General features: G+C 66.1%; 23 protein-coding genes and 1 tRNA gene. 14 read left to right on the forward strand and 10 right to left on the reverse strand.

Translation table 11 applies throughout. The features are described 5' to 3' along the window. The first annotated feature begins 102 nt into the window (after positions 1 to 102). Positions 103 to 1539, forward strand: coding sequence for an MATE family efflux transporter (locus DY468_RS18030; RefSeq protein ID WP_164606174.1), 1437 nt, complete (start codon positions 103 to 105; stop codon positions 1537 to 1539). Here DY468_RS18030 and DY468_RS18035 read toward each other — a convergent pair. Continuing rightward, entirely contained in the window at positions 1536 to 2114 is a 579-nt protein-coding gene (locus DY468_RS18035; protein ID WP_205512491.1) for a methylated-DNA--[protein]-cysteine S-methyltransferase, read from the reverse strand. The two genes, DY468_RS18030 and DY468_RS18035, sit on opposite strands and share 4 nt — an antisense overlap. 195 nt (positions 2115 to 2309) lie before the next feature. On the opposite strand from DY468_RS18035, the gene DY468_RS18040 reads away from it, so the two are divergent. Both DY468_RS18040 and DY468_RS18045 read left to right on the forward strand, forming a co-directional pair. Then, a tRNA-Gly gene (locus DY468_RS18040) sits at positions 2310 to 2383 on the forward strand. 249 nt (positions 2384 to 2632) lie between these two features. After that, a complete protein-coding gene (locus DY468_RS18045; RefSeq protein ID WP_164606159.1) occupies positions 2633 to 2785 on the forward strand; it encodes a hypothetical protein in 153 nt (50 codons plus the stop codon). A gap of 25 nt (positions 2786 to 2810) precedes the next feature. Here the strand turns inward: DY468_RS18045 and DY468_RS18050 are convergent, their stop codons facing one another. Further along, positions 2811 to 3302, reverse strand: a complete 492-nt coding sequence (locus tag DY468_RS18050; protein ID WP_164606175.1) for a hypothetical protein — start codon at positions 3300 to 3302, stop codon at positions 2811 to 2813. Positions 3303 to 3586: 284 nt separating this feature from the next. After that, a complete protein-coding gene (locus DY468_RS18055) occupies positions 3587 to 4120 on the reverse strand; it encodes a hypothetical protein (protein ID WP_164606176.1) in 534 nt (177 codons plus the stop codon). A 441-nt stretch (positions 4121 to 4561) separates the two neighbouring features. Here DY468_RS18055 and DY468_RS18060 point away from each other — a divergent pair, with 441 nt between their 5' ends. After that, complete coding sequence (locus DY468_RS18060; protein WP_164606177.1) at positions 4562 to 6178, forward strand: alpha-amylase family glycosyl hydrolase; 1617 nt, start codon at positions 4562 to 4564, stop codon at positions 6176 to 6178. Between the two features lie 144 nt (positions 6179 to 6322). On the opposite strand, the gene DY468_RS18065 is transcribed toward DY468_RS18060, so the two are convergent. The 3 genes from DY468_RS18065 to DY468_RS18075 all read right to left on the reverse strand — a co-directional run bounded on the left by DY468_RS18065 (position 6323) and on the right by DY468_RS18075 (position 11115). After that, positions 6323 to 8008 (reverse strand): alpha-amylase family protein, encoded by a 1686-nt coding sequence (locus DY468_RS18065; protein ID WP_164606178.1) that lies wholly within the window; start codon positions 8006 to 8008, stop codon positions 6323 to 6325. A 127-nt stretch (positions 8009 to 8135) separates the two neighbouring features. Further along, positions 8136 to 8489, reverse strand: coding sequence for a PRC-barrel domain-containing protein (locus DY468_RS18070; RefSeq protein WP_164606179.1), 354 nt, complete (start codon positions 8487 to 8489; stop codon positions 8136 to 8138). Positions 8490 to 8940: 451 nt separating this feature from the next. After that, the gene (locus tag DY468_RS18075; protein WP_164606180.1) at positions 8941 to 11115 is read right to left on the reverse strand and encodes a TonB-dependent receptor; all 2175 of its coding nucleotides are present in this window, start codon (positions 11113 to 11115) and stop codon (positions 8941 to 8943) included. 187 nt (positions 11116 to 11302) lie between these two features. On the opposite strand from DY468_RS18075, the gene nikR reads away from it, so the two are divergent. Continuing rightward, positions 11303 to 11743: a nickel-responsive transcriptional regulator NikR gene (gene nikR / locus DY468_RS18080; RefSeq protein ID WP_164606181.1), complete on the forward strand. Its 441-nt coding sequence runs from the start codon at positions 11303 to 11305 to the stop codon at positions 11741 to 11743. A 16-nt stretch (positions 11744 to 11759) separates the two neighbouring features. Here nikR and DY468_RS18085 read toward each other — a convergent pair whose 3' ends face one another. Next, positions 11760 to 12479 carry a DNA-3-methyladenine glycosylase family protein gene (locus tag DY468_RS18085; protein WP_205512493.1) on the reverse strand — a complete coding sequence of 240 codons (720 nt, stop codon included), beginning with the start codon at positions 12477 to 12479 and terminating at the stop codon, positions 11760 to 11762. Positions 12480 to 12600: 121 nt separating this feature from the next. Between DY468_RS18085 and gluQRS the strand changes: the two genes are divergently transcribed. Beyond that, the gene (gene gluQRS / locus DY468_RS18090) at positions 12601 to 13482 is read left to right on the forward strand and encodes a tRNA glutamyl-Q(34) synthetase GluQRS (RefSeq protein ID WP_164606183.1); all 882 of its coding nucleotides are present in this window, start codon (positions 12601 to 12603) and stop codon (positions 13480 to 13482) included. A gap of 102 nt (positions 13483 to 13584) precedes the next feature. Then, positions 13585 to 14802 (forward strand): ATP-binding protein, encoded by a 1218-nt coding sequence (locus DY468_RS18095; RefSeq protein ID WP_164606184.1) that lies wholly within the window; start codon positions 13585 to 13587, stop codon positions 14800 to 14802. Here the strand turns inward: DY468_RS18095 and DY468_RS18100 are convergent. Next, positions 14729 to 15622, reverse strand: a complete 894-nt coding sequence (locus DY468_RS18100; RefSeq protein WP_164606185.1) for a YihY/virulence factor BrkB family protein — start codon at positions 15620 to 15622, stop codon at positions 14729 to 14731. The two genes, DY468_RS18095 and DY468_RS18100, sit on opposite strands and share 74 nt — an antisense overlap. Before the next feature lie 141 nt (positions 15623 to 15763). On the opposite strand from DY468_RS18100, the gene DY468_RS18105 reads away from it, so the two are divergent. From DY468_RS18105 to DY468_RS18125, 5 genes are all read left to right on the forward strand, one after another. After that, complete coding sequence (locus tag DY468_RS18105; protein ID WP_164606186.1) at positions 15764 to 15958, forward strand: twin transmembrane helix small protein; 195 nt, start codon at positions 15764 to 15766, stop codon at positions 15956 to 15958. A gap of 67 nt (positions 15959 to 16025) precedes the next feature. Continuing rightward, a complete protein-coding gene (locus DY468_RS18110; RefSeq protein ID WP_164606187.1) occupies positions 16026 to 16598 on the forward strand; it encodes a cob(I)yrinic acid a,c-diamide adenosyltransferase in 573 nt (190 codons plus the stop codon). A 105-nt stretch (positions 16599 to 16703) separates the two neighbouring features. Continuing rightward, the gene (locus DY468_RS18115; RefSeq protein WP_107346281.1) at positions 16704 to 17453 is read left to right on the forward strand and encodes an electron transfer flavoprotein subunit beta/FixA family protein; all 750 of its coding nucleotides are present in this window, start codon (positions 16704 to 16706) and stop codon (positions 17451 to 17453) included. Then, on the forward strand, positions 17453 to 18397 hold the full coding sequence (locus DY468_RS18120) for an electron transfer flavoprotein subunit alpha/FixB family protein (RefSeq protein ID WP_164606188.1): 945 nt from the start codon (positions 17453 to 17455) through the stop codon (positions 18395 to 18397). Before DY468_RS18115 ends, DY468_RS18120 begins: the two co-directional genes overlap by 1 nt. Before the next feature lie 163 nt (positions 18398 to 18560). Next, positions 18561 to 19442 (forward strand): 3-hydroxybutyryl-CoA dehydrogenase, encoded by an 882-nt coding sequence (locus DY468_RS18125; protein WP_164606189.1) that lies wholly within the window; start codon positions 18561 to 18563, stop codon positions 19440 to 19442. A gap of 121 nt (positions 19443 to 19563) precedes the next feature. Here the strand turns inward: DY468_RS18125 and DY468_RS18130 are convergent, their stop codons facing one another. Beyond that, on the reverse strand, positions 19564 to 20478 hold the full coding sequence (locus DY468_RS18130) for a LysR family transcriptional regulator (RefSeq protein ID WP_164606190.1): 915 nt from the start codon (positions 20476 to 20478) through the stop codon (positions 19564 to 19566). Between the two features lie 94 nt (positions 20479 to 20572). On the opposite strand from DY468_RS18130, the gene DY468_RS18135 reads away from it, so the two are divergent. After that, positions 20573 to 21373, forward strand: a complete 801-nt coding sequence (locus DY468_RS18135; protein ID WP_164606191.1) for an NAD(P)H-dependent oxidoreductase — start codon at positions 20573 to 20575, stop codon at positions 21371 to 21373. Between the two features lie 96 nt (positions 21374 to 21469). Then, a complete protein-coding gene (locus tag DY468_RS18140; RefSeq protein ID WP_041810112.1) occupies positions 21470 to 21670 on the forward strand; it encodes a hypothetical protein in 201 nt (66 codons plus the stop codon). Between the two features lie 160 nt (positions 21671 to 21830). On the opposite strand, the gene tlpA is transcribed toward DY468_RS18140, so the two are convergent. Continuing rightward, the coding region (gene tlpA, locus DY468_RS18145; RefSeq protein ID WP_164606192.1) for a thiol:disulfide interchange protein TlpA at positions 21831 to 22503 on the reverse strand (673 nt) is incomplete at its 5' end.

The raw sequence follows: 22503 nt of genomic DNA on the forward strand, positions 1-22503 counted from the left end.
ACCTGTTCGCGGGCGGCCATGCGCGGTGTGAGCATCGCGCCCGCCGAGAACGGTGATAGGAAGGCTGGTGCCCGGCTGAAGATCGGGCCTCGGGGGAAACACATGTCCGATATCGCCGTGGCGGAGCTGCCACCGGTCGCGCAGCCCGCGCCGGCTCCGCCAGCCCCCACGCCACCGCCGCCGAAGAATCCGCTGCTTGACGACGGCATCCTGCGGACGTTGTTGCGGCTGTCGTGGCCGAACGTGGTGGCGCTGACCGCCGGCACCTGCGTCGCCGTCGCCGAGACCTCCTATATCGGCCGGCTTGGCACCGAGGCGCTGGCCGCGATGGCGCTGGTGTTTCCGTTCGTGATCCTGACCATGACGATGTCGGGCGGCGCGATGGGCGGCGGCGTCGCGTCGGCGATCGCACGGGCGCTCGGTTCGGGCGACGACGACCGCGCCGCGGCGCTGGCGATGCACGCGCTCTTGATCGGGCTGTGCTTCGGCCTGGTGTTCACGGTCGGAATGCTGACCTTCGGGGAGCGGGCGCTTGAGTTGCTCGGCGGGCGCGGTGCGGTGCTGAGCCAGGCGGCCGGCTATGTCCACATCTTCTTCGCCGGCGCGGTGGTGCCGTGGCTGATGAATACGTTCGCGGCGATCTTGCGCGGCACCGGCAATATGAAGTTGCCGTCGGCGATGATTCTCAGCTCGGCGATGCTGCAGATCGTGCTCGGTGGCGTGCTCGGCCTCGGCTTCGGGCCGATTCCGCGGTTCGGCATGCCCGGGGTTGCCGCCGGCACGCTGACGGCGTTCACGATCGGCGCCTCGGTGATGGCCTGGGTGATCTTCTCCGGACGCGCCGGCGTGAAGCCGCGGTTGGCGGGATTGCGGATCGAGCGCGGAATGTTCTTCGACATTCTCAAAGTGGGCGCCGTGTCGTGTTTCTCGCCACTGCAGTCGGTGCTGACCATCACGATCTTCACCCACATGCTGGCGCATTTCGGCACCGCGGTGCTGGCCGGCTACGGCATCGGCGGCCGGCTCGAATTCATGCTGACTTCGATCGCGTTCGCGGTGGGGATCGCTTCGGTGCCGATGATCGGCATGGCGATCGGCGCCGGCCGGGTGCAACGGGCGCGGCAGATCGCCTGGACGGCGGGGCTGGTGTCGTTCGTGTTCGTGGGGGTGGTCGGCACCGGGATCGCGATCTTCCCATATCTTTGGATTGATTTGTTCACCGACGATGCGGCGGTGCGGCTCGCCGGCGAGCAATATCTGCGCGCGGCCGGCCCGATGTATGCGTTCATCGGGCTGGCGATCTCGATGTATTTCTCGGCGCAGGGCGCTGCCCGGGTACTGGGCCCGGTTCTGGCGCAGACCGGGCGGCTGCTGTTCGTCTGCATCGGTGGATGGCTCCTGATCCAGCACCACGGCAGCGCCGGCAACTTTTATCTGCTGGCGGCCGGCTCGATGGTGTTGCTCGGTGTGACGTCGGCGCTCAGCGTGCTGGTGACGCGGTGGGGCCCCAAGCCGCCCGTCGCACCGCTCATCGTCTAACGGTCGGCTTGCCGCGGGGCGAACGGCAGCAGCACGTCGAACAGGGTCGGGCCGCTGCTCGCCAAGGCGCCTTCGAGCGACAGAAGACGCCGCCGGGTGATGACGCCGCCATTGGCACAAGTGCCGCTGGTGTCGCCGGCGGCGGCCAGAACCCGGTGGCACGGCACGATCAGGGCGAACGGATTGCGCCGGATCGCCTGACCGACCGCATGCACCGCGCCCGAGGCGCGAAGCTGCTTGGCGATATCGGCAAAGGTGGCGGTCTCGCCACGCGGAATGGCGCGGACCGCCTGATAGACCCGGCAGTCGAAGGCCGGGATGCCGCCGAGATCGAGGACGACGTCGGAGAAATCCCACGGTTCGCCCGACAAAGCTGCAGCGATGCCGTCGATGGCCGGCTGGATCCAGGCCGCGGGCCTGCCTTCACGGGCGTCCGGGCAGAGCCGCAGCAGCCTGCGGCGGGTGTCGATCTCGCGGCTTTCAGCAAGCTGCACGGCGAGCACGCCCTCGACGTCCCATGCGATCCCGCATCGGCCCATCATGGTGTCGAAGATGGTGTAGGCAGCCCCCGCCATGCGGAGAACTATACCAGCGAAAGGCTGGACGGCATCTGGAAAGTGAACAGATCATTAATCGCCCAAAGCGCGATTTTGCAGTGCGGGAGCGTGGCTGCGGCGTCGTGCATGACGCGCTGTCGACGATCGCCCCTTGGCGGCGCGCCCGGTCTCGGCTAGATCAGGGCGTGTCGCCGCGCCAGCGCGGCGCCCGGCGCGGGCGTAGTTCAATGGTAGAACGGCAGCTTCCCAAGCTGCATACGAGGGTTCGATTCCCTTCGCCCGCTCCAAAAGCTCTCCCCCGGCGACGTTCCTCTCGATTGGTTTAGCCGCCGCCGGGCTGGGAAGCGGACGCGGCGAGCGTCGAACCCAAGTCGATCTGTACGCTATCGCGCGGCCTGCTGCCGGTTGGGCCGCTTGCTCTGCGCGCCGCGCACGGCAGCCCGCACCTGGCGTGTGCGCTGGTTGATCGGCGTCAACGCCGCCACCCCAGATCGGCGCGAAGCTCAGTCACTGCCTCATTGCAGGGGGATACGGCGATGACGAGCACCATGATGACTTTCGACATCCTGCTGTTGGCTGCGGCCGCGGCGTCGACGGTGCTGATCCTGTTCGGCGTAGTAATCGCGAGTGGTCATCAGGACGTGCATCAGCACGCCAAGGCCGGCATGATCGCGCGGCACCACGACTGAGTGCCGTGCCGTCCCGGCCAAGTAGCTAAGGCTTGCTGACGGCGCCGCTCAGGTCGCGCTTGATCGTCTCCAGGAGCGATGCCAGCACGTCCTGGTGCTGCTGGGGCGTATGGGCTGTGTCGGTCGGCGGGCTCTGCTCTCGACCGAACAGCGCCAGTAAACGTGTCGGCTCCCTGGTGTGTGCTCCCGAGGTGTGTGCTCCCGAGGTGCGTGGTCCTGACACTGCAGGTTCTGATCCCGCAGATGATGGCTGCATTTGAACCTGAGATGCCTGCACCGGCGCTGCCGGTTGCGTTGCGCCTGCATTTGCAGCGGTTGGAGCAGCGGACGTGTGCTGAGCGATCGCTGGCAGCGCCGCCGGGCGGCGTGGCGCATCGATCCTATCGACCGCAGCGATGACTTCCGCAGGGCTGACGAAATCGCCGTACAGCACATCCCGGTGACGGCTCACCCACCACAGAACCGCGCAATACAGCAGCGCCAATCCGATCATGCCAATCAGCCCGAGCTCCAGCATCGGATGCTCCCGTGTTCGGCTAGGGCACGGATCGTTCGGTCTTGCTCGGCGGCGCCAGGGCGGTCGAGCGACGGTCGTTGGTCACTAGAAATCGGGCAGAAGCATCCGCGCAGAACAATACAAACTGCATCACAGCCTCCAGAACTAATCGATTGATTCCGGAAGTCTGCCGCACCCGCAAGTCGTTTCAGCGCACTGCCGCGCTTGCCGCAGCGCAAAAAAAGGGAGCGCCGTTTAATCCGGCGCTCCCGATCTTGCGTCGTCGCGGTGAGAATATGCGCGGCTCAGTGGCCGGCGAGCACCGGCAGGCCGAGCATCGACGAGAACGGCGCCGGGCTGTTGATGAGCTGAGCCGAAGCCTTCTGATTGCTCGCCAGCGACGACCAGGCGTCCTGGCTCTTGGTGAGGGACGACCACGGCTTCTGGCTCGAGGCCAGCGACGACCAGGGCTTCTGCGAAGCCGACAGCAGCGGGCCGAACATCGACGACAGGAAGAAGTTCGGGCTGGTCAGCTCGGGGAAGATCGCCCCCAGCGTGGTGCGCGACTCGGTCAGCCGCGGCGCGCCGGTCAGGCGGGCGGACGAATCCACCAGCGAGGCGCTGCCGCCGTGATGGCCGGAAACGTCGCGGATCGCGCCATGGCGATTGAGGATCGCGTCGGCCTGACCGCCCTTGCCGAACGGCGGGTCGACCGTGACCACAGTACCGTTCTTGTCGCTCGAGACGATCTCGGCGTTGCTGAACGAAGCGGCCTTCAGCTCCGCCACGGCCGCCTGCGCCTTAGCCGCATCCTGGTACAGTTTGATGATCTGCGTCATTCCTACCTTCCTCTATAGCCAAGTATTAGTTTGAATTTCGGACTTTGACCGACAATCCTCGGCAATCCTTCCGGTTCCCAGCTTGGCAGAATATTGCGGCGCGGCAAGTCTCTCAAGCATTGGGTTACCGGCGGCATCGCGCCGCAGCAGAACCTGCGCGTGTGCAGTAAACAATCACTTGCGATCAAGACAGTTCATTCGTCCTGAGCCGGCTGTTCAATTCACGAATGCGTTGATCGGTAATCGGGTGTGTTGTTGGACCGACAGGAGGATCCCGCACCCAGCGGCGAGCGGCCGCTGGTGTCGCTTTTGAGCCGTCGGTGGCGCGCGCGGCGTTCACGCCGCTGACGCATCGCCGTGCCACGACAGCGGCTGGATTCGGCCGCGCCGGGAACAAAGCCCTGCCTTGTCGCGTCTGAGACCGACATGGGAGAGACGTGAATGGAAACCGTTGCGAGCGCGCCGTGGTGGACGGCGGGTGTGCTGTATCAAATCTATCCGCGCTCATTCCAGGACAGCAACGGCGATGGCATCGGCGACCTCCGCGGCATCATCGATCGGCTGGGCTATTTGTCCGACCTTGGGGTCGATGCGATCTGGTTGTCGCCGATCTTCCCGTCACCGATGGCGGATTTCGGCTATGACGTCGCCGACTATGTCGGCATCGATCCGATCTTCGGCACCATGGATGATTTCGACGCACTGGTGCTCACCGCGCATGCCCGCGGCCTGAAAGTCATTGTCGATCTGGTGCCGAACCATTCGTCCGACCAGCATCCCTGGTTTATCGAGAGTCGGTCGTCGCGCCACAATCCCAAGCGTGATTGGTACATCTGGCGCGACCCGGCTCCGGACGGCGGGCCACCGACCAATTGGCTGTCGGAATTCGGCGGCAGCGGTTGGGAATACGACGACGCCACCGGCCAATATTACTATCACGCCTTCCTGAAGCAGCAGCCCGATCTCAACTGGCGCAATCCGGAGGTGCGGGCCGCGATCTATGATGCGATGCGGTTCTGGCTGCGCAAGGGCGTCGACGGCTTCCGGGTCGACGTGATCTGGCATCTGATCAAGGACGATCAGTTTCGTGACAATCCGCCCAATCCTGATTTCAAGCCCGGTATGCCGCCACACGCCGCGCTGATCCCCATCTACTCCGCCGATCGGCCGGAGACGCTGGAGGTGGTGGCCGAACTGCGCAGCGTGGTCGAAGAGTTCGATCATCGCCTCCTGATCGGCGAGATCTATCTGCCGGTTGAGCGGCTGGTGGCGTATTACGGCGCCGAGCTGAAGGGCGCGCAGTTGCCGTTCAACTTCGCGCTGCTGTCGGCGCCATGGCGTGCGCGCGAGATTGCCGCGCTGATCGATCGTTACGAGCAGGCGCTGCCATCCGGCGCTTGGCCCAACTGGGTGCTCGGCAACCACGACCGGCCGCGGGTGGCGAGCCGGGTCGGGCCGGCGCAAGCGCGCGTCGCCGCGATGCTGCTGCTGACGCTGCGCGGCACCCCCACGATGTATTACGGCGACGAACTCGGCATGGAGCAGGTCGAGATCGCGCCCGAGGACGTCCAGGACCCGTTCGAGAAGAATGTGCCGGGGATCGGTGTCGGCCGAGACGGCTGCCGCACGCCGATGCAGTGGGACGCCTCAGCGAACGCCGGCTTCTCCGATGCCCGGCCGTGGCTGCCGCTGGCGCCCGACGCCACCCAGGACAACGTCGCCAATCTGCGGGCGGACGCACAGTCGATCCTCAATCTGTATCGCGCGCTGCTGCGGCTGCGGCGGCAGCTGCCGCAGTTGTCGCTCGGTGATTATCAGCCGCTCGCCGCGGAAGGCGATCTGTTGCTGTATCGCCGGCATTATCAGGGGCAGTCGGTGCTGGTGGCGCTCAATCTCGGACCGGATCCGATCTCGGCCGCGTCGGACGCCATCGGGCTCGATGGCGAGGTGCTGCTGTCGACCATGCTCGACCGTACCGGCGAACGGGTCGGAGACACCCTCGATCTCCGCGGCAACGAAGGGATCATCGTCGGCCGCGCGCCTGAGCGAGTGGTGTAACCGGCTGAGAGGCGCCCGACCTCATCCCACAGCTTCTCCGTCATTGCGAGCGAAGCGAAGCAATCCAGAGTTTCGGGTACTGAGGTGCTGGATGGCTTCGTCGATGCGCTCTCCGCAATGACGATTTGAAAGGTCGTCGATGGTTCAGGCCTTTGCGCGTCCGCCGCCGTCGACTTCGGTCCGGCGCAGCAGATAATCGAGGCCTCCGACCCTGAACCAGCGATAGCCGTAGCCCTCGATCAGCAACTTGTGCCGGCCGCGGGTGGCGTGGCTGTGATTGTCGCCGAGCAGGTCGATCAAGTTGTCGCCTGCGCCGTCGTGCAGGCCGACGGCGAACGACACCTCGCGCGGCTGCTCGTCGAGATTGTGCACGAACAGCACCGAATTGTTGCGCCAGTCGTAGCGCAGGATCAGCACCGCGGGATCGCGCGCGGCGATCACCTTGAAATCGCCCCAGCCGATCTCCGGCACTTCCTTGCGCATCCGGATGATGCGCTCGGTCCAGTTCAGCATCGAATCCGGATCGCGGCGCTGCTGGGCGACATTGACGTGCGCGAAACCGTAGGCACCGTGGTCGATCACCGGAATCTCCGGCTTGTCGCTCTTGGTGAAACCGCCGTGCGGCTCTGTCGACCATTGCATCGGCGTGCGGGCGCAGCGCCGCTCCGGCAGCGCCAGGTCGTCTCCCATCGCGATCTCGTCGCCATAGCGGATCACCGGGGTGCCCGGCAGCGTCATCATCAGGCTGTAGGCGAGCTCGAGCCGGCGCTGATCGCCGCCGAGCATCGGCGCCAGCCGACGCCGGATGCCGCGGTCGTAGAGCTGCATATTCTTGTCCGGGCCGAATGTCTCGAACACCGCCTGACGTTGCGCCTTGGTCAACCGTCCCAGATCCAGCTCGTCGTGGTTGCGCAGGAACAGTCCCCATTGCGCGGTCGCCGGCCGCGGTTTGGTGTCGGCCAGGGCCTTGGCCAGCGGGCCGGTGTCGGCGGAAGCCAGAGCGTAGAACAGGTGCTGGTTCACATGAAAGTTGAACATCATGTGCATGCGCTCGCCGTCATCGCCGAAATAGTGCAGGTCGTCGTCGGGGCGGACATTGGCTTCGGCGAGGATGATGGCGTCACCTTTGCGCCATTGCAGGAATTCGCGGAAGGTCCGCAGCATGTCGAACTGTTCGACAGGCTTTTTGACCTTGGGCCCTTTGGTGGCGATCACGAACGGCACCGCGTCCATCCGGAAGCCGGATACGCCGAGCTGGATCCAGAACCCCATGATCTTCAGGATCTCTTCCTGCACATAGGGATTGGCGGTGTTGAGGTCGGGCTGGAAATCGTAGAAGCGGTGAAAGTACCAAGCCTTAGCCTGCTTATCGTGGGTCCAGGTGGTCTTCTGCACGCCTGGAAACACCATGCCCTGATCAGCGTGAGCGGGCTTCTTGTCCGACCACACATACCAGTCGCGATAGGGCGAGTTCGGATCGGCGCGTGCTTGCTTGAACCAGGCATGTTGGTCGGAGGTGTGGTTGACGACGAGGTCGATGATCACCCGCATGCCGCGCTGCTTGCAGCCGTGGGTGAATTCGACGAAGTCGCCGAGCGTGCCGTAGCGCGGGTCGACGCCGTAATAGTCGGAGATATCGTAGCCGTCGTCGCGATAGGGCGAGGGTTGAAACGGCATCAGCCAGATCGCCGTGACGCCGAGCCCGTGCAGATAATCGAGCCGCCTTGTCAGCCCTTTGAAGTCGCCGATTCCGTCGCCATTGGCGTCCATATAGGTCGCGACCGAAAGGCAGTAGATCACGCCGTTCTTGTACCAGAGGTCGTCGATCATCGGCGCTCGGCGGTTTGGGGGAGGTGGTTGGTGGCGCCATTGCGAGGAGCGAAGCGACGAAGCAATCCAGGAGGCTCCGTGCACAGCGCGTCTGGATTGCTTCGCTCCGCTCGCAATGACGCTGCGGTCAGGTCAGCGCAACGCCGTAGTAATCGTCGACCTGGCGTGTGCCGCGCCAATCCCATTCGGAGCCGCGACCGTATTTCGGCGCGCGTTCGAGCTGGTCGACGGTGACCATCACCTGATAGCCGCCGAGCTCGACGTTGTATTTCAGCGCAGGCCAAGGCAGCGGATAGTGATCGTCGCCGATGCCGAGGAAGCCGCCGAACGACAGCACCGCGTAGGACACCCGGCCGCTGACCTTCTCGATCATCACCCGCTCGATCGAGCCGATCTTGTCGCCGTCCGGCCCGTACACCGCGGTTCCCTGCACCTTGTCGCTGCCGATCAACTTGTGGGTTTCGCTGGCTTCTGGATTCATGCTGGCCTCCCTGTGACGCTAAACCAACGAGCGGAGCGGAAACCTGTTCCGTGTCCGAGTCTCGCGTCATCGCCTCTTCACAAATCGAAGAATCGTACCTATCCTCTCTTCATCGGAAACAACGGAAGGAGGTGGTCCAGTGTCTCTCTCGAAACGCTGTCACCTCGCTGGGGACGCCCGCTGAGGTTGGCTGACTGAGCATCGTTGCGGCGGGCACGAGACCCGCTCGCCGGAACTGATGCACCAGCAGTGAGCCGCTCGGCCGAGGCGTCTCGCAGCGCCTGGGAACCAGCGAGTTACGAGGCGCGCGTCGGCGTTCACACGCCGGCGCGCGTTTGTCGTTTTAGTGCCTTCGATCGACCGGATACAGCGAAGAAATCCGGGTCTTTGTCTGCGGCTTCCCGCATTCCGCTGCGCTACATTCAGGCTACGGCGCATGCGGGCGACGGCGTCAGAACGAGCCCGCCAGCGTCAGCCGGACCGCCAGCGGTTCCACCGGATGAACGTGGCGGTCATTGGTGCCGCCCAGCGGCTCGCCCGGCAGTCGCGACAAGTAATAATATTCGATCTGGTTGGTCTTGGCGTTGAACAGGTTCAGTACGTCGAGTTGCACCCGCACGCCATTGTCGAAGCGATAGCCGGCGCGGGCGTTGAAGATCAGCGACGACAGCGAATGCACGCTGTCGTCCTCGATCAGCGGCCGCGGGCCGAAGTAGCGGCCCTTCAGTGCGCCGAACCAGCCGCGCTGCTCGCCGAGCGTGATGCCGGCGCTCGCCACCCAGGCCGGTGCGCCGGGAATGAAGTCACCGGCGGGATCGAAGTCGGTGAATCGGGCGCGGGTGTAAGCAACGTCGAGATCGACGCCGAGCCAGGACAGCGGACGGTACTGGCTGGTCCATTCGACGCCGACGCGGCGGCTCGGCCGGCTCGGCTCGGTGGTGCCGGCATCGCCGACGAACAGCAGCTCGGAGTCGAAATCGAGCACGAACACCGCGAGTGAGGTCGTCAGCCCCGGGATCGATTTGTTGCGGATACCGAGTTCGGCGCCCTTGGAGCGCACCAGCAGCGGCACGCGGTTCACCGGATCGCCGGAGTTGGGATCGACCGTGATGGTGGCGCCGCGGATATCGTTGCTGTGCAGCCCGGTGCCGGCATTGCCGTAGAACTCGGTGCTGACCCATGGGCCGAGCACGATGCCGAGCTTCGGGCTGGTCATCGATGCCGAGGCGTTGCCGGAGTTCGCCGGATTGTCGCTGATCACCCGCCCGGTGAAGTAGTCCTGCCGCACGCCTGCGGTGGTGCGCAGCCAATCGCTCCAACGCACCGTGGTGTCGGTCCACAGTCCGAGCGACTGCTCGGAGACATCGTCGGCCCGCACCGTCGACAGCCAGTCGCGTCGCAACGTCTTGTTGAGCCCGAGATCGATATTGTCGGCGCGGCTCTGCAGCCCAATTCGTGTCTCGACCGGCAGCCCGGCGAACCGATAGTCGAAGCGCTGCGTGCCGTTCAGCCCGAGCACGGTGCGGCGGTCGTATTGGTTGAACTGGTCGCCGTTCACCGGATCGTCGAGGAAATAGGTGAAGTTGTTGTAGAGCTGCAGCGACGAGCGGATCACATAGGCATTGATGTCGGTCTGGCCGATGTCGCTGGATTGCGCGAAGCGGCCGGACAGGCTGTAGCGGCTGGAAATGCCGCCATCGGTCGGATCGAGCGAGCCGTAGCGGCCGATCAGGCCCTGGTCGATCGCGCGCTGCGCCACCTGATCGGTCGAGGTCCAGCGGTTGGAATAAGCCATGCCGGTCAGCGAGAAGCCGTCGGTCGCGGTGCCCTGGCTGTAGCGCAGCACGCCGTTCAGCTTTCGCACATCGTCCGGCACGTCCCAGGGACCGTTGTAGGTGTTGGCTTCGAACGCGGCGAGCCAGGTGCCATCGCCGACGCGGGTCGAGCCGGCGCCGAGCAGCCGGCGATAGCCGAAACTGCCGACCGTCACCTCGGCGAGATTCTTGGGCATCGCCCGCAAGTACTCGATGCCGAGCGCGCCGGCCGAGCCGAAGTCGCCGACGTCGGCGAAATACGGCCCCTTGCGCACCGTCATGCTGCCGATCAGCTCGGGGATCAAAAAGTTGATGTCGGCATAGCCCTGGCCGTGGCCATGGGTCGGCATGTTCACCGGCATGCCGTCGACCGTGATGGCAAGATCGGTGCCGTGATCGAGATTGAAGCCGCGTAGGAAATATTGGTTGGCTTTGCCTTCGCCGGAATGCTGGGTGACCACCAGTCCGGGCGCGGCTTCCAGCGCCTCGCCGGGCCGCATGAACGGCAGCGCGTTGATCTCGGCGCCGGTGATGATGCGGCTGCTCGCGGCCTGATTCTGCGGCGCGCCCATGGCATCAGTTGCAGCGCTCGTGCCCTGCGCTGACGACGATGATGGGGAGACGGATGGCGATGTCGCCGGGACCGCGCGGCCTTCGCGCGCAGCAGTCGCGGGCGTGTGCCGCCGCGGCGGCTTCGGCTTCGCCTCGGCCGGGGCATCAATGGTAACCTGCGGCAGCGCCTGCTCGGCCCGCGCCGTCCCGCTCACCACAGTAAAACTCAGCACGATGCAACCGGCCGCACAGCCGTGCATCATTCCTTGCCGGACCCTCGTCACGCACACCCCCTCGTGTCCTGCATCGCTGCAAGACGCGTCCACCCCAAATCTGTTATCGCAGGCGGTCCCGGCAGAGCGCCCACGACTGCAGCCTGCCCGGCCAGTATGACGAAGTCAACAGAACTTCATACTGACAAGCGGCTAACCACCAAGGGGGCTATCGATGCACCGCGTCACCATCACGCTCGACGACGACCTGATGGAGAAGCTCGACGCGATCATCGCGGCGCGCGGCTACCAGAACCGCTCCGAGGCGATCCGCGATTTGGCCCGGATCGGGATCCAGCAAACCTCCGCGGAGACCACAAGCGGGCACTGCGTCGGCGCGATGGTCTATACCTACGATCACTCCAAGCGCGACCTGCCGCGCAAGCTGACGCAGAGCTTCCACCATCATCACGATCTGTCGCGCGCCACGATGCATGTGCATCTCGACCACGATCAGTGTCTGGAAGTGACGATCCTCGACGGCAACGCCAGCGAGCTGCAGCACTTCGCAGACCACATCTTCGCCGAACGCGGCGTCCGCTATGGAAGGCTGGTGACGATCCCGGCGGAGCCGCCGGCAGAGGGGCACGACCATCATCACGAGCACGACTCGTGATCTTGAACGGAAGCCTTCAGCGTGACGGCGACTTCCGAGCGCGAGGCGTCTTTGCCGGGGCTTTCTTCGCCGCGACTTTCGCCGCCTTGTCGTCGCCGATCACGCCCTCGCGCCGCTTCACCGCGTGGTAATAGGCCCACCACAGATGCGCGGCGGCGCCGCGCAGCGGGCGCCAGGGTTCGGCGAGCGGCGCCATCTGCTTTCCGGTCGGGCGCGCTTTCAGGCCGAGGCCGATCCGCATCGCCTCCTGCACGGCGAGGTCGCCGGCCGGCCAGGCGTCGCCATGGCCGAGGCAGAACAACAGATAGATGTCGGCGGTCCACGGCCCGATGCCGTGCAGCGCGGTCAGCGTGGCGTGGGCGGCGTCGGCGTCTTCTTCGGCCAGCACATCGAGGTTGAGCCGTTCGGCGGCGAGCTCCTTGGCGAGCGCCTTCAGCGTCTTGATCTTTGCGGTCGACAGGCCGAGCCGCGCGAGCCGGTCGCTCCGCGCCCGCTTGATCGCGTCGTGCTCGAACGGCTCGAACGCCGCCGAGACCCGGCCCCAGATCGCCGCCGCCGACGCGGTCGAGAGCTGCTGGCCGCAGACGATCGCGGCGAGGCCGGCAAAGCCCGGCTCGCGCCGGCGCAGCGCCGGCATGCCGGCAACCTGAAGCACCGGCTTCAGCCGCGGGTCCCGCTTCACCAGCGTGGCGATGGCGTCCTCGAGGTCGGTCTGGGAGTCGAGGTGAACGGTCATCGGGTGGTTCGGCTTTCCGGCGTCATGCGCGGGGTTGACCCGCGCATCCATCCGCTATCGTAAAGGAGTCTCTCATCCGATGGCTTGCCGGATCAAGTCCGGCAATGACGTCAGGGGTTCAATGCCGCCACCCGTTTTCCGATTTGCCCCGAGCCCGAACGGCTATCTGCACCTCGGCCACGCTTTTTCGGCGCTGCTGAATGCCGATCTGGCGCGAGCAAGCGGCGGCCGGCTGCTGCTGCGGATCGAGGACATCGACCGCACCCGTTGCCGGCCGGAGTTCGAACAGGCGATCTACGAAGATCTGGCCTGGCTCGGCATCGCCTGGGACGGCGAGGTGCGGCGGCAGTCGGATCATCTCGAGGTCTACCGCGCGGCTGTCGCGCGGTTATCCGCGAAGGGGCTGATCTATCCGGCGTTTGAAAGCCGCGCCGAGATCGCCCGGTTGGTCGCAGATAAGGACACGGTGGCACCGTGGCCGCGCGACCCCGACGGCGCTCCGCACTATCCGGGGATCGGTAAGCAGCTCTCGGCCGAGAAGCGCGCCGAGCTGATCGCCGCCGGCGTGCCCTATGCGCTGCGGCTGGATATGGCGGCCGCCCTTGCGCTGGCCGGCGAATTGAGCTGGCAGGAATCCGGCTGCGGTCCCGAGGGCGAGACCGGCAGCATCGCGGCGCGGCCGGAGGCGTGGGGCGACGTGATCGTCGCGCGCAAGGAAACGCCGACCAGCTACCACCTCTCGGTGGTGATCGACGACGCCCTGCAGGGCGTCACCGAGGTGGTCCGCGGCGCCGATCTGTTCTGGTCGACCTCGGTGCACCGGCTGCTGCAGCATCTGCTCGGCCTGCCGGTGCCGGTGTATCGGCACCACGATCTCGTCCGCGACGCAGAGGGGCGCAAATTGTCGAAATCGACCGGGGCCACCGGCTTGCGGGAGCTGCGCGCCGCCGGGGTGTCGCCACTGGATATCCGGACCATGGTTGGGCTTGCCGCTGCCGTCTGAGTGTCGCCTGATGCAGCCGTTTGGTGTCATCGGAGCGGGACTTCGCGGCGTGACTCGACGGCCTCGGACGTGGCATTGTCGCCTGGACGGTTCGGGGGACACATGGCGGTGAAATCGCGCGCGTTGCGCAGCGGGCGGACGCAGGTCAAGCGGACGCCGCCGAAACGCGTCCGCCGCAAGAAGCCGGCTGCTTCCGGCATGATCGAGACCGCGCTGGCGACCTTTGCGCATGAGGTCCGCACCCCGCTCACCGGCATCCTGGCCGTCAGCGACCTGCTGGCGACCTCCGATCTTGGCGAGCGCGAACGGCGCTGGGTCGACACCATCAAGGCCGGTGCCGAGCACCTGTCCGGCCTGGCGACATTGTTCGTCGATGCCGCCCGGCTCGGCACCACTGGGCTCGGCCTGCGCTCGGAGTTCTTCGATCTGCGGGCGCTGGCCCGCCATGCCGGCGACTCGCTGTCCGGCCGCGCCGCCGCCAAAGGCCTGCGCGCGACGGTGACGATTTCGCCGCGGCTGCCGGCTTTCGTGATCGGCGACGCGGTGCGGCTTCGCGCGGCGCTGGAAAACCTGATCGACAACGCGGTCAAATTCACCGAGCGCGGCGATGTCGCGCTGAAGGTCACGTCAGCCTCCGCCGGCCGCGGCAAGGCTCAGGTCTCGTTCGCGGTCTCCGACAGCGGCATCGGGCTGTCGCTCGCCGAGATCAAGCGGCTGTTCCGGCCGTTCTCGCAGGCCAATGTCGGCATCGCCGCGCGGTTCGGCGGTGCCGGTCTCGGGCTGTCGTCGGTGCGGCAAATTGCCCGGGCGCTCGGCGGCGACGTCACCGTGGCGCAGCGGCCGCGCGGCGGCACCTTGTTCACCCTGACGGTGGTGTTGGAGCGCGCCAAGCCGCCGCAGGCGCCGATCGCCGAGGGCAGGGGGCGCGCAGAAGACGCCCGGCCGCTCCGGATCCTCAGCGTCGAAGACAACCCGTTCGGCCGCGTGGTGCTGAACGCGATCCTGACCGAGCTCGGCCATTCCTGCGAGTTCGTCGGCAGCGGCGAGGCGGTGCCGGAGCGGCTGGCCAGGGGCGAGTTCGATGCGGTGCTGATGGATATGGTGCTGCCGGGGATCAGCGGCATCGAGGCGATCGGGCGCGTGCGCGCGCTGCCGCCGCCGCTCGGCACGGTTCCGATCATCGGCGTGTCCGGCCGCGATCAGGACGAGGCTGCGGCCCGCAAGGCGGGAGCGGGCGGCTTCCTGCTCAAGCCGGTTTCGCCCCGGGCTCTCGCAACTGCGCTTCTTGCAGTGTCGTCCCCTCGGGCAGCCGCGACTTGATGATGGCGGCGTTCAATTCGCCGCCGAACACGAAGATCGCGGCGATGAAATACAGAAACACCAGCGCGATGATCACCGAGGCGAGCCCGGCATACATCGACACGTAGTTGTTGGCGAATCGCGCCAGATACATGCCGAACGCGATGCCCGAGATCAGCGAGGCGGCGATGGTGAAGACGATGCCCGGCAGGATTTGCTTGAACGACCGCCGCCCCGCCGGCAGATAGGCGTGCAGGAGGAACAGCGCCAAGGTCAGTGCGCCGATCGCGATGCCGTAGCGGGCGATCGTCAGCAGCGGTTCGTTGTTGTGTACCAGCAGCGGGACGTACAGCCGCGCGGTCGCGAGAATCAACGGCCCCAGGACGATCAGAAATCCCATCGCCAGCGCCGTGAATGCTGCCACGAGCGTGTAGCCGATCGACTCCAGCCGAAGCAGATACCAAGGCCGCGGCTCGATCACCGCATAGGCGCGGTTGAGCCCGACCCGCAGGCTCTCGACACCGTTGGAGGCGAAGTACAGCGCCAGCAGCAGGCCGATGGTCAGCACCCCGCCGCGGGTGGTGGTCAGCACATCGTGGATTTCGCCCGACAGCGTGCTGGCGACCTGGGCCGGCCAGACGTCGAGCAGCAGTTCGGCCGCGCGATCGGCGAGCTCGCGGGAGCCGACAAAACCGGCCAGCGAGGTGAGCACGATCAGGAACGGAAACAGCGCCATCAGGCTCGACAGCGCGATGTGGCTGGAGATCGCCCATCCGTCGTCGGCCAGAAACGTATACAGCGCATCGACGATGACCGCATAGGCGTAGCGGATCTGCCTCACGGGTCACCTTGTCACGAGTTGCGGCCGGCGGCGGGGTGGCGAGACCTTAGCATTCGATACTAACCGGCTCCAACCGGGATCGTTGCACCCGGTGCAATTGCAGGGATAGCGCTGCATTAGGGGCGGTGTTATGAAACCTGGATGGCAACGTTTCTGAGTTCAATCGCTCTGCCGATCGCGCTCTGCGCCGTCGCGCTGGTGCTCATGCTCGGTCTGATCAACATGATGCGGGGCGGCTCGCCGAACCGGTCGCAGACCCTGATGCGCTGGCGGGTGTTGCTGCAATTCGTCGCCATCGTCATCACCATGCTTGCGGTCTGGGCGCTGGGCCGTTAGCTGCCCACCACGTCCCGCTTTACCAGACCCCGGCTCACCAAGTCTTCCGCAGCAGGAATCCCGCGCGATGGTCGTGCTCAATCGAATCTACACCCGCACCGGAGATGACGGCACCACCGCACTCGGCAGCGGCGAGCGCCGGCCGAAATACGACCTGCGGATCGCGGCCTACGGCACCGTCGACGAGACCAACGCTGCGCTCGGCGTGGTGCGGCTATATTTGTCCGAACTGCCGGAACTCGACGCCATGATCGGGCGTATTCAGAACGATCTGTTCGACCTCGGCGCCGACCTCGCGGTTCCCGAGCGCGAGGGCAAAGCCGAACGGCTGCGCGTCCTGTCGAGCCAGGTCGAACGCCTCGAGCGCGATATCGATCAGCTCAACGAAGCCTTGGCGCCGCTTACGTCGTTCGTGCTGCCGGGCGGCAAGCCGGCAGCCGCTTACCTGCATGTGGCACGGACAATATGCCGCCGCGCGGAACGCGCGATGGTGGAACTCGGAGCCCGGCCCAACGAGACGATTACCCCGGCGGCCGTCCAGTACGTCAACCGGTTGTCCGACTTCCTGTTTGTCGCCGCCCGCACGGTGAACGACGGTGGCGCCCGCGACGTGCTCTGGGTGCCGGGCCAGAACCGCTAGGGAACAAGGCGGTTTTTGGCTTTGCCGCGTTGACCGCGGTTAGGAGGGGCTTTAGGTTCCGCCGCCACAACAAACAATTACCCACCGCAACACGAAAGAGGATCGATGAAGGTTCTGGTGCCGGTCAAGCGCGTGGTCGACTACAACGTCAAGATCCGCGTCAAGAGCGACGGGTCGGGCGTTGAACTCGCCAACGTCAAGATGTCGATGAATCCGTTCGACGAGATCGCCGTCGAAGAAGCGCTGCGCCTCAAAGAGGCCGGCAAGGCGACCGAAGTCGTCGTGGTCTCGATCGGACCGGCGCAGGCGTCGGAAACCCTGCGCACCGGCCTCGCCATGGGCGCGGACCGCGGCATCCTGGTCAAGGCCGACGGCGTCGTCGAACCGCTGGCGGTCGCCAAGATCCTCAAGGGCGTTGCCGACGAAGAGAAGCCGGGACTGATCATTCTCGGCAAGCAGGCGATCGACGACGACAGCAACCAGACCGGCCAGATGCTGGCCGCGTTGCTCGGCTGGGCGCAGGCGACCTTCGCCTCCAAGCTCGACGTCGACGGCTCCGACTTCACCGTCGCGCGTGAAGTCGACGGTGGCTCGCAGACCGTCAAGCTCAAGGGGCCGGCGATCGTCACCACCGATCTGCGGCTGAACGAGCCGCGCTACGCCTCGCTGCCGAACATCATGAAGGCCAAGAAGAAGCCGATCGCGGAGAAGACCGCGGCCGACTACGGCGTCGACGTTTCGCCGCGCCTGGAAGTTCTGAAGACCGTCGAGCCGGGTGGCCGCAAGGCCGGCGTCAAGGTCAAGGACGTCGCCGAACTGGTTTCGAAGCTCAAGAACGAGGCGGGTGTACTCTGATGGCCACGCTGCTGATTGCCGAACACGACAATTCCCACCTCAAGGACGCCACCAACAAGGCGATGACCGCCGCTGCCGCGCTCGGCGGCGAGGTGCATATCCTCGTTGCCGGCCAGGGCTGCAAGGCCGTGGCCGATGCGGCTGCCAAGCTGCAGGGCGCCGGCAAGGTGCTGCTCGCCGAAGCGCCCGCCTATGAGCACGATCTCGCCGAGCCGCTGGCCGCGCTGATCGTCTCGCTCGCCGGCAGCTACGACGCGATCGTCGCCCCGGCGACCTCGCGGTTCAAGAACGTGATGCCGCGCGTCGCCGCTCTGCTCGATGTGATGCAGGTGTCGGAGATCATCAAGGTTGTCGCGCCCGACACCTTCGAGCGTCCGATCTACGCCGGCAACGCGATTCAGACCGTGAAGTCGAAGGACGCCAAGAAGGTCATCACCGTCCGCACCTCGACCTTCCAGGCGACCGGCGAGGGTGGCAGCGCGGCGATCGAGACCGTCGCGGCGGCGGCCGATCCGGGCCTGTCGAGCTTCGTCGGCGAGGAAGTCGCCAAGAGCGATCGTCCGGAACTGTCGTCGGCCAAGATCATCGTGTCGGGTGGCCGCGCGATGCAGAGCCGCGAGAACTTCACCAAGTACATCGAGCCGCTCGCCGACAAGCTCGGCGCCGGTGTCGGCGCCTCGCGCGCCGCGGTCGATGCCGGCTACGCGCCGAACGACTGGCAGGTCGGACAGACCGGCAAGGTTGTGGCGCCGGAGCTGTACATCGCGGTCGGCATCTCGGGCGCGATCCAGCATCTCGCCGGCATGAAGGACTCCAAGGTGATCGTCGCGATCAACAAGGACGAAGACGCGCCGATCTTCCAGGTCGCCGACTACGGCCTGGTCGCCGACCTCTACCAGGCGGTTCCGGAGCTGACCGAAGAGCTCGGCAAGCTCGGCAAGTAAACGCCTTCACGGCGGACGAACCCGGCCCTCGGGCCGGGTTCGTTGCAGAAGCTTTAAGCGTTCACCGGCTAACTGTCCGGGCGCCGAACCACGGACAGCGGCGCGGGAATGTGCGAAGATGCACCGGCCGCGCGACGCGGCTGTGCTCCGAACGAGATGAGAGATGGCGGCAGCAATCAAAAAAGTCGGCGTAATCGGCGCGGGGCAGATGGGCAACGGGATCGCCCACGTGGCCGCTCTCGGCGGGTTCGACGTGATCCTGAACGATGTCTCCGCCGACCGGCTGAAATCGGCGATGGCTACCATCAACGGCAACCTGTCGCGCCAGATCGCCAAGAAGCTCATCACCGAAGACGCCCGCAAGCAGGCCCTGGCGCGGATCACCGCGACGGAGAAGCTGGACGGGCTGTCCGACTGCGACCTCGTGATCGAGACCGCGGTCGAGAAGGAAGAGACCAAGCGCAAGATCTTCAACGAGCTGTGCGCGGTGCTGAAGCCGGAGGCGATCGTCGCTTCCAACACCTCATCGATCTCGATCACCCGTCTGGCCGCCTCGACCGATCGGCCGGAGCGCTTCATCGGCATTCACTTCATGAATCCGGTGCCGGTGATGGAGCTGGTCGAGCTGATCCGCGGCATTGCCACCGACGACGCCACCTTCGAAACCTCCAAGGCGTTCGTCGCCAAGCTCGGCAAGCAGATCGCGGTGTCCGAGGACTTCCCGGCATTCATCGTCAACCGCATCCTGCTGCCGATGATCAACGAGGCGATCTACACGCTGTACGAAGGCGTCGGCAACGTCGAAGCCATCGACATGGCGATGAAGCTCGGCGCGCATCATCCGATGGGCCCGCTGGAGCTGGCCGACTTCATCGGCCTCGACACCTGTCTGTCGATCATGCAGGTGTTGCACGAAGGGCTCGCCGATTCCAAGTATCGGCCGTGCCCGCTGCTGGTGAAGTACGTCGAAGCCGGCTGGCTCGGCCGCAAGACCCAGCGCGGTTTCTACGACTACCGCGGCGACAAGCCGGTCCCGACCCGCTGATCGCGGGAGCCGCGCGGTATCGTAGTTACTTCCGTCATGGCCGGGCTCGTCCCGGCCATCCACGTCTTGGCCCCGGCTCTCTCCGCCTCAGACTTGGATGCCCGGGCATGAAGAGTTGTCTTCACACAATCCCCGGCACGCCCCGGATCTGCTCGGCCAAAAAATCGATCAGCAGCCGCACGCGGGCGATGCCGGCGCGCTCCGGCACGATCAACAGATTGAGCGGCACCGGCGGCAGCCGATACTCCGGCAGCAGCACTTCGAGCCGGCCTGCGGCCACCAGATCGTCGACCAGCCAGCGGTGCGACGCCGCAATGCCGCGCCCTGCGATCAGCGCTTCGCGCGCGGCGAGCCCATGGTCGACCCTGAGCCGGCCGCCGAACGGCACCCGGTGGGTCTCCTGATCCGGCCCCTGCAAGACCAGCATGTCGCTGCCGGCGACGTTCACCATGCGCACCCCCTGATGGTGCGACAGCTCCTGCGGCGATGTCGGTCTGCCGTTCGCATCCAGATAGTCCGGCGAGGCCACCAGCAGGCGATGGCTGTGGCCGAGCGTGCGCAGCTTCAGTGAACTGTCGGCGAGCGGGGCCAGCCGGATCGCCAGGTCGACGCCTTCGCGCACCAGATCGACCCGATGATCGGTGAGGCCGAAGTCGATCGCGATCTCCGGATAGCGATCCTGGAACGCGAAGATCAGCCGGCTGGCATGCAGCACCCCGAACGAGGCCGTGCAGGAGATTCGGATGGTGCCGGCGGGCGCCCCCGACGCGCCGAGCGCCTCGTCGCTGGCCTGGTCGAGCAGACGCAGGATCTGAATGCAGCGCGCGTAATAGCGGCTGCCTTCCTCGGTCAGCGTCACCCGGCGGGTGGTGCGGCTTAGCAGCGGTGCGCCGACCGCGGCCTCGAGCTCCTGCAGCTGCCGGGTGACGGTGGATTGGCCGACATTGAGATCACGCGCGACCGCCGACAGGCTGCCCCGTTCGGCAATGCGAACGAAGGTGCGGATGCGCTCGATCGTGACGGCTGATCTATCCATTTTCCGGAATAATCATATCGATACTCCGCGGCTACTGGAATAGTTGCCGCGGGGGTACCTGCAGGGTCTGATCATCACTGCAGGGAGCCTGGCCGTGAAAGTCCTTCTGGTATTCGCCCACCCCGAACCGCGCTCGTTGAACGGAGCACTGCGCGACGTCGCGGTCGCGGAGCTGCAACGCCTCGGCCACGAGGTGCAGGTCTCCGATCTCTATGCCCAGGGCTGGAAGCCGGCAGTCGACCGCGCCGATTTTCCGGGCCTGGCACCCGGCGAGCGGCTGCTGCCGACCGTGGCGTCGAAGGCGGCGTTCGACGCCGGAGAGCTGACCCAGGACGTCCGCGACGAGATCGACAAGCTGCTGTGGGCCGACGCCGTGATCCTGCAATTCCCGCTGTGGTGGTTCACCATGCCGGCGATCCTGAAGGGCTGGGTCGAGCGGGTGTTCGCCTGCGGTTTCGCCTACGGGGTCGGCGAGCACAGCGACAAGCGCTGGGGCAACCGCTACGGCGAGGGCGTTCTGGCCGGCAAGCGCGCGATGCTGATCGTCACCACCGGCGGCTGGGAGCAGCACTACGGCCCGCGCGGCATCAACGGTCCGATCGACGACCTGCTGTTTCCGATCCATCACGGCATTCTGTTCTATCCGGGCTGCGAGGTGTTGCCGCCCTACGTGCTGTATCAGGCCGGCCGGCTGGACTCGGCAGGGTTCGAAGCCGCGGCCGAACAGCTGCGGGAGCGGATGCGCACGCTGGCCGAGACGCCGCCGATTCCGTACCGGCGCCAGAACGGCGGCGACTATTTGATCCCGACCATGGAGCTGCGGCCGGAGCTGGGCCCGCCCGGTGCCGAAGGCTTTGCGGTCCACCTGAGCAACGGGGCTGGCTCCACGGCCTGACCGTGGCCGTCCAGGTCGCGGCGCGCTCGATGCAATTTCATCGAATGCGCGCCGCCTCGCTTCGGATTGTTAACGGTTTGCTGCCAGACTACCGCGATGGACATGAGCATGATCAGCGCGGCGCTCGCCATGCAGGCCAGCAGCACGCAGATGCAGATCTCGACGACGATTCAAGCGTCGGCCGCCCGCACCGAGCGTGAGACGGTGCAGACGCTGCTCGGCATCGGGCAGGGCGGCTCGCCGTCGCTCGCCAATGTCGGCCCCGGCGTCGGCGGCAACCTGAATATCAGCGCGTAATCCGAGCCCGTTAGCAGTCATCGCCATTTAGCAGTCATTCCGGGGCGCGCCGTCAGGCGCGAACCCGGAATCTCGATGTGATGGAAACGGCCGAGTGCTCAACAACCTCGGGATGCCGGGGTCACGCGCTCGCGCGCGCCCCGGAATGACGCCGAGGGGGCTATGGCTTCCCGGCCGCTGCCGGCTTCACCGCCGCTTTGATCAGCGTGGTGGCGTCGTTGCTGTCCCACTCGGCCGGACCGGCGATCGTGGCAATCTCACAGCCTTCGCGGTCGACCAGCACGGAGGTCGGCATCCCGAGCGCGCGGCCGACGGCCTTCAGCTCCTGAAACACCTTGGCCGAAGCGTCGGTAAACACCGCCAGGTGCGTGAGCTTTTCGTCGTCGAGGAACTTCTTCGGCTTGGCCGGGTCGCGGGTGTCGATGTTGATCGCCACCACGTCGAAGTCGGGGCTGCCGAGCTTGGCCTGAAGATTGTCGAGCGCCGGCATCTCCTTGCGGCACGGCACGCACCAGGTCGCCCACAGATTGACCAGCACGGTGCGGCCACGGAAATCCGACAGCTTCTTGGGCTGGCCGGCGTCGTCCGTGAACGTCAGATCAGGCAGCCGCAGCGGCGCTGCCGCCGGTGTCAGCGCCGCGACCTCGCCGCGCAGCAACGGCTTGAGCTGCTGCGCCAGCGCCACAGCCGGCCGGCACACCGGATCGCCGCCCGCATTGCGCTGCAGCCCGGCAATCCCGTATACCCCGGCGGCGCCAGCGACGACGAGCACGGCAATCGTGGCCAGGATGATGGTCAGGCGGCCGGCGCGGCGCGTCGGGGCGGGATGGGGC

It is taken from the genome of Rhodopseudomonas sp. BR0M22 (genome assembly GCF_010907035.1).
Classification (GTDB): Bacteria; Pseudomonadota; Alphaproteobacteria; order Rhizobiales; family Xanthobacteraceae; genus Rhodopseudomonas.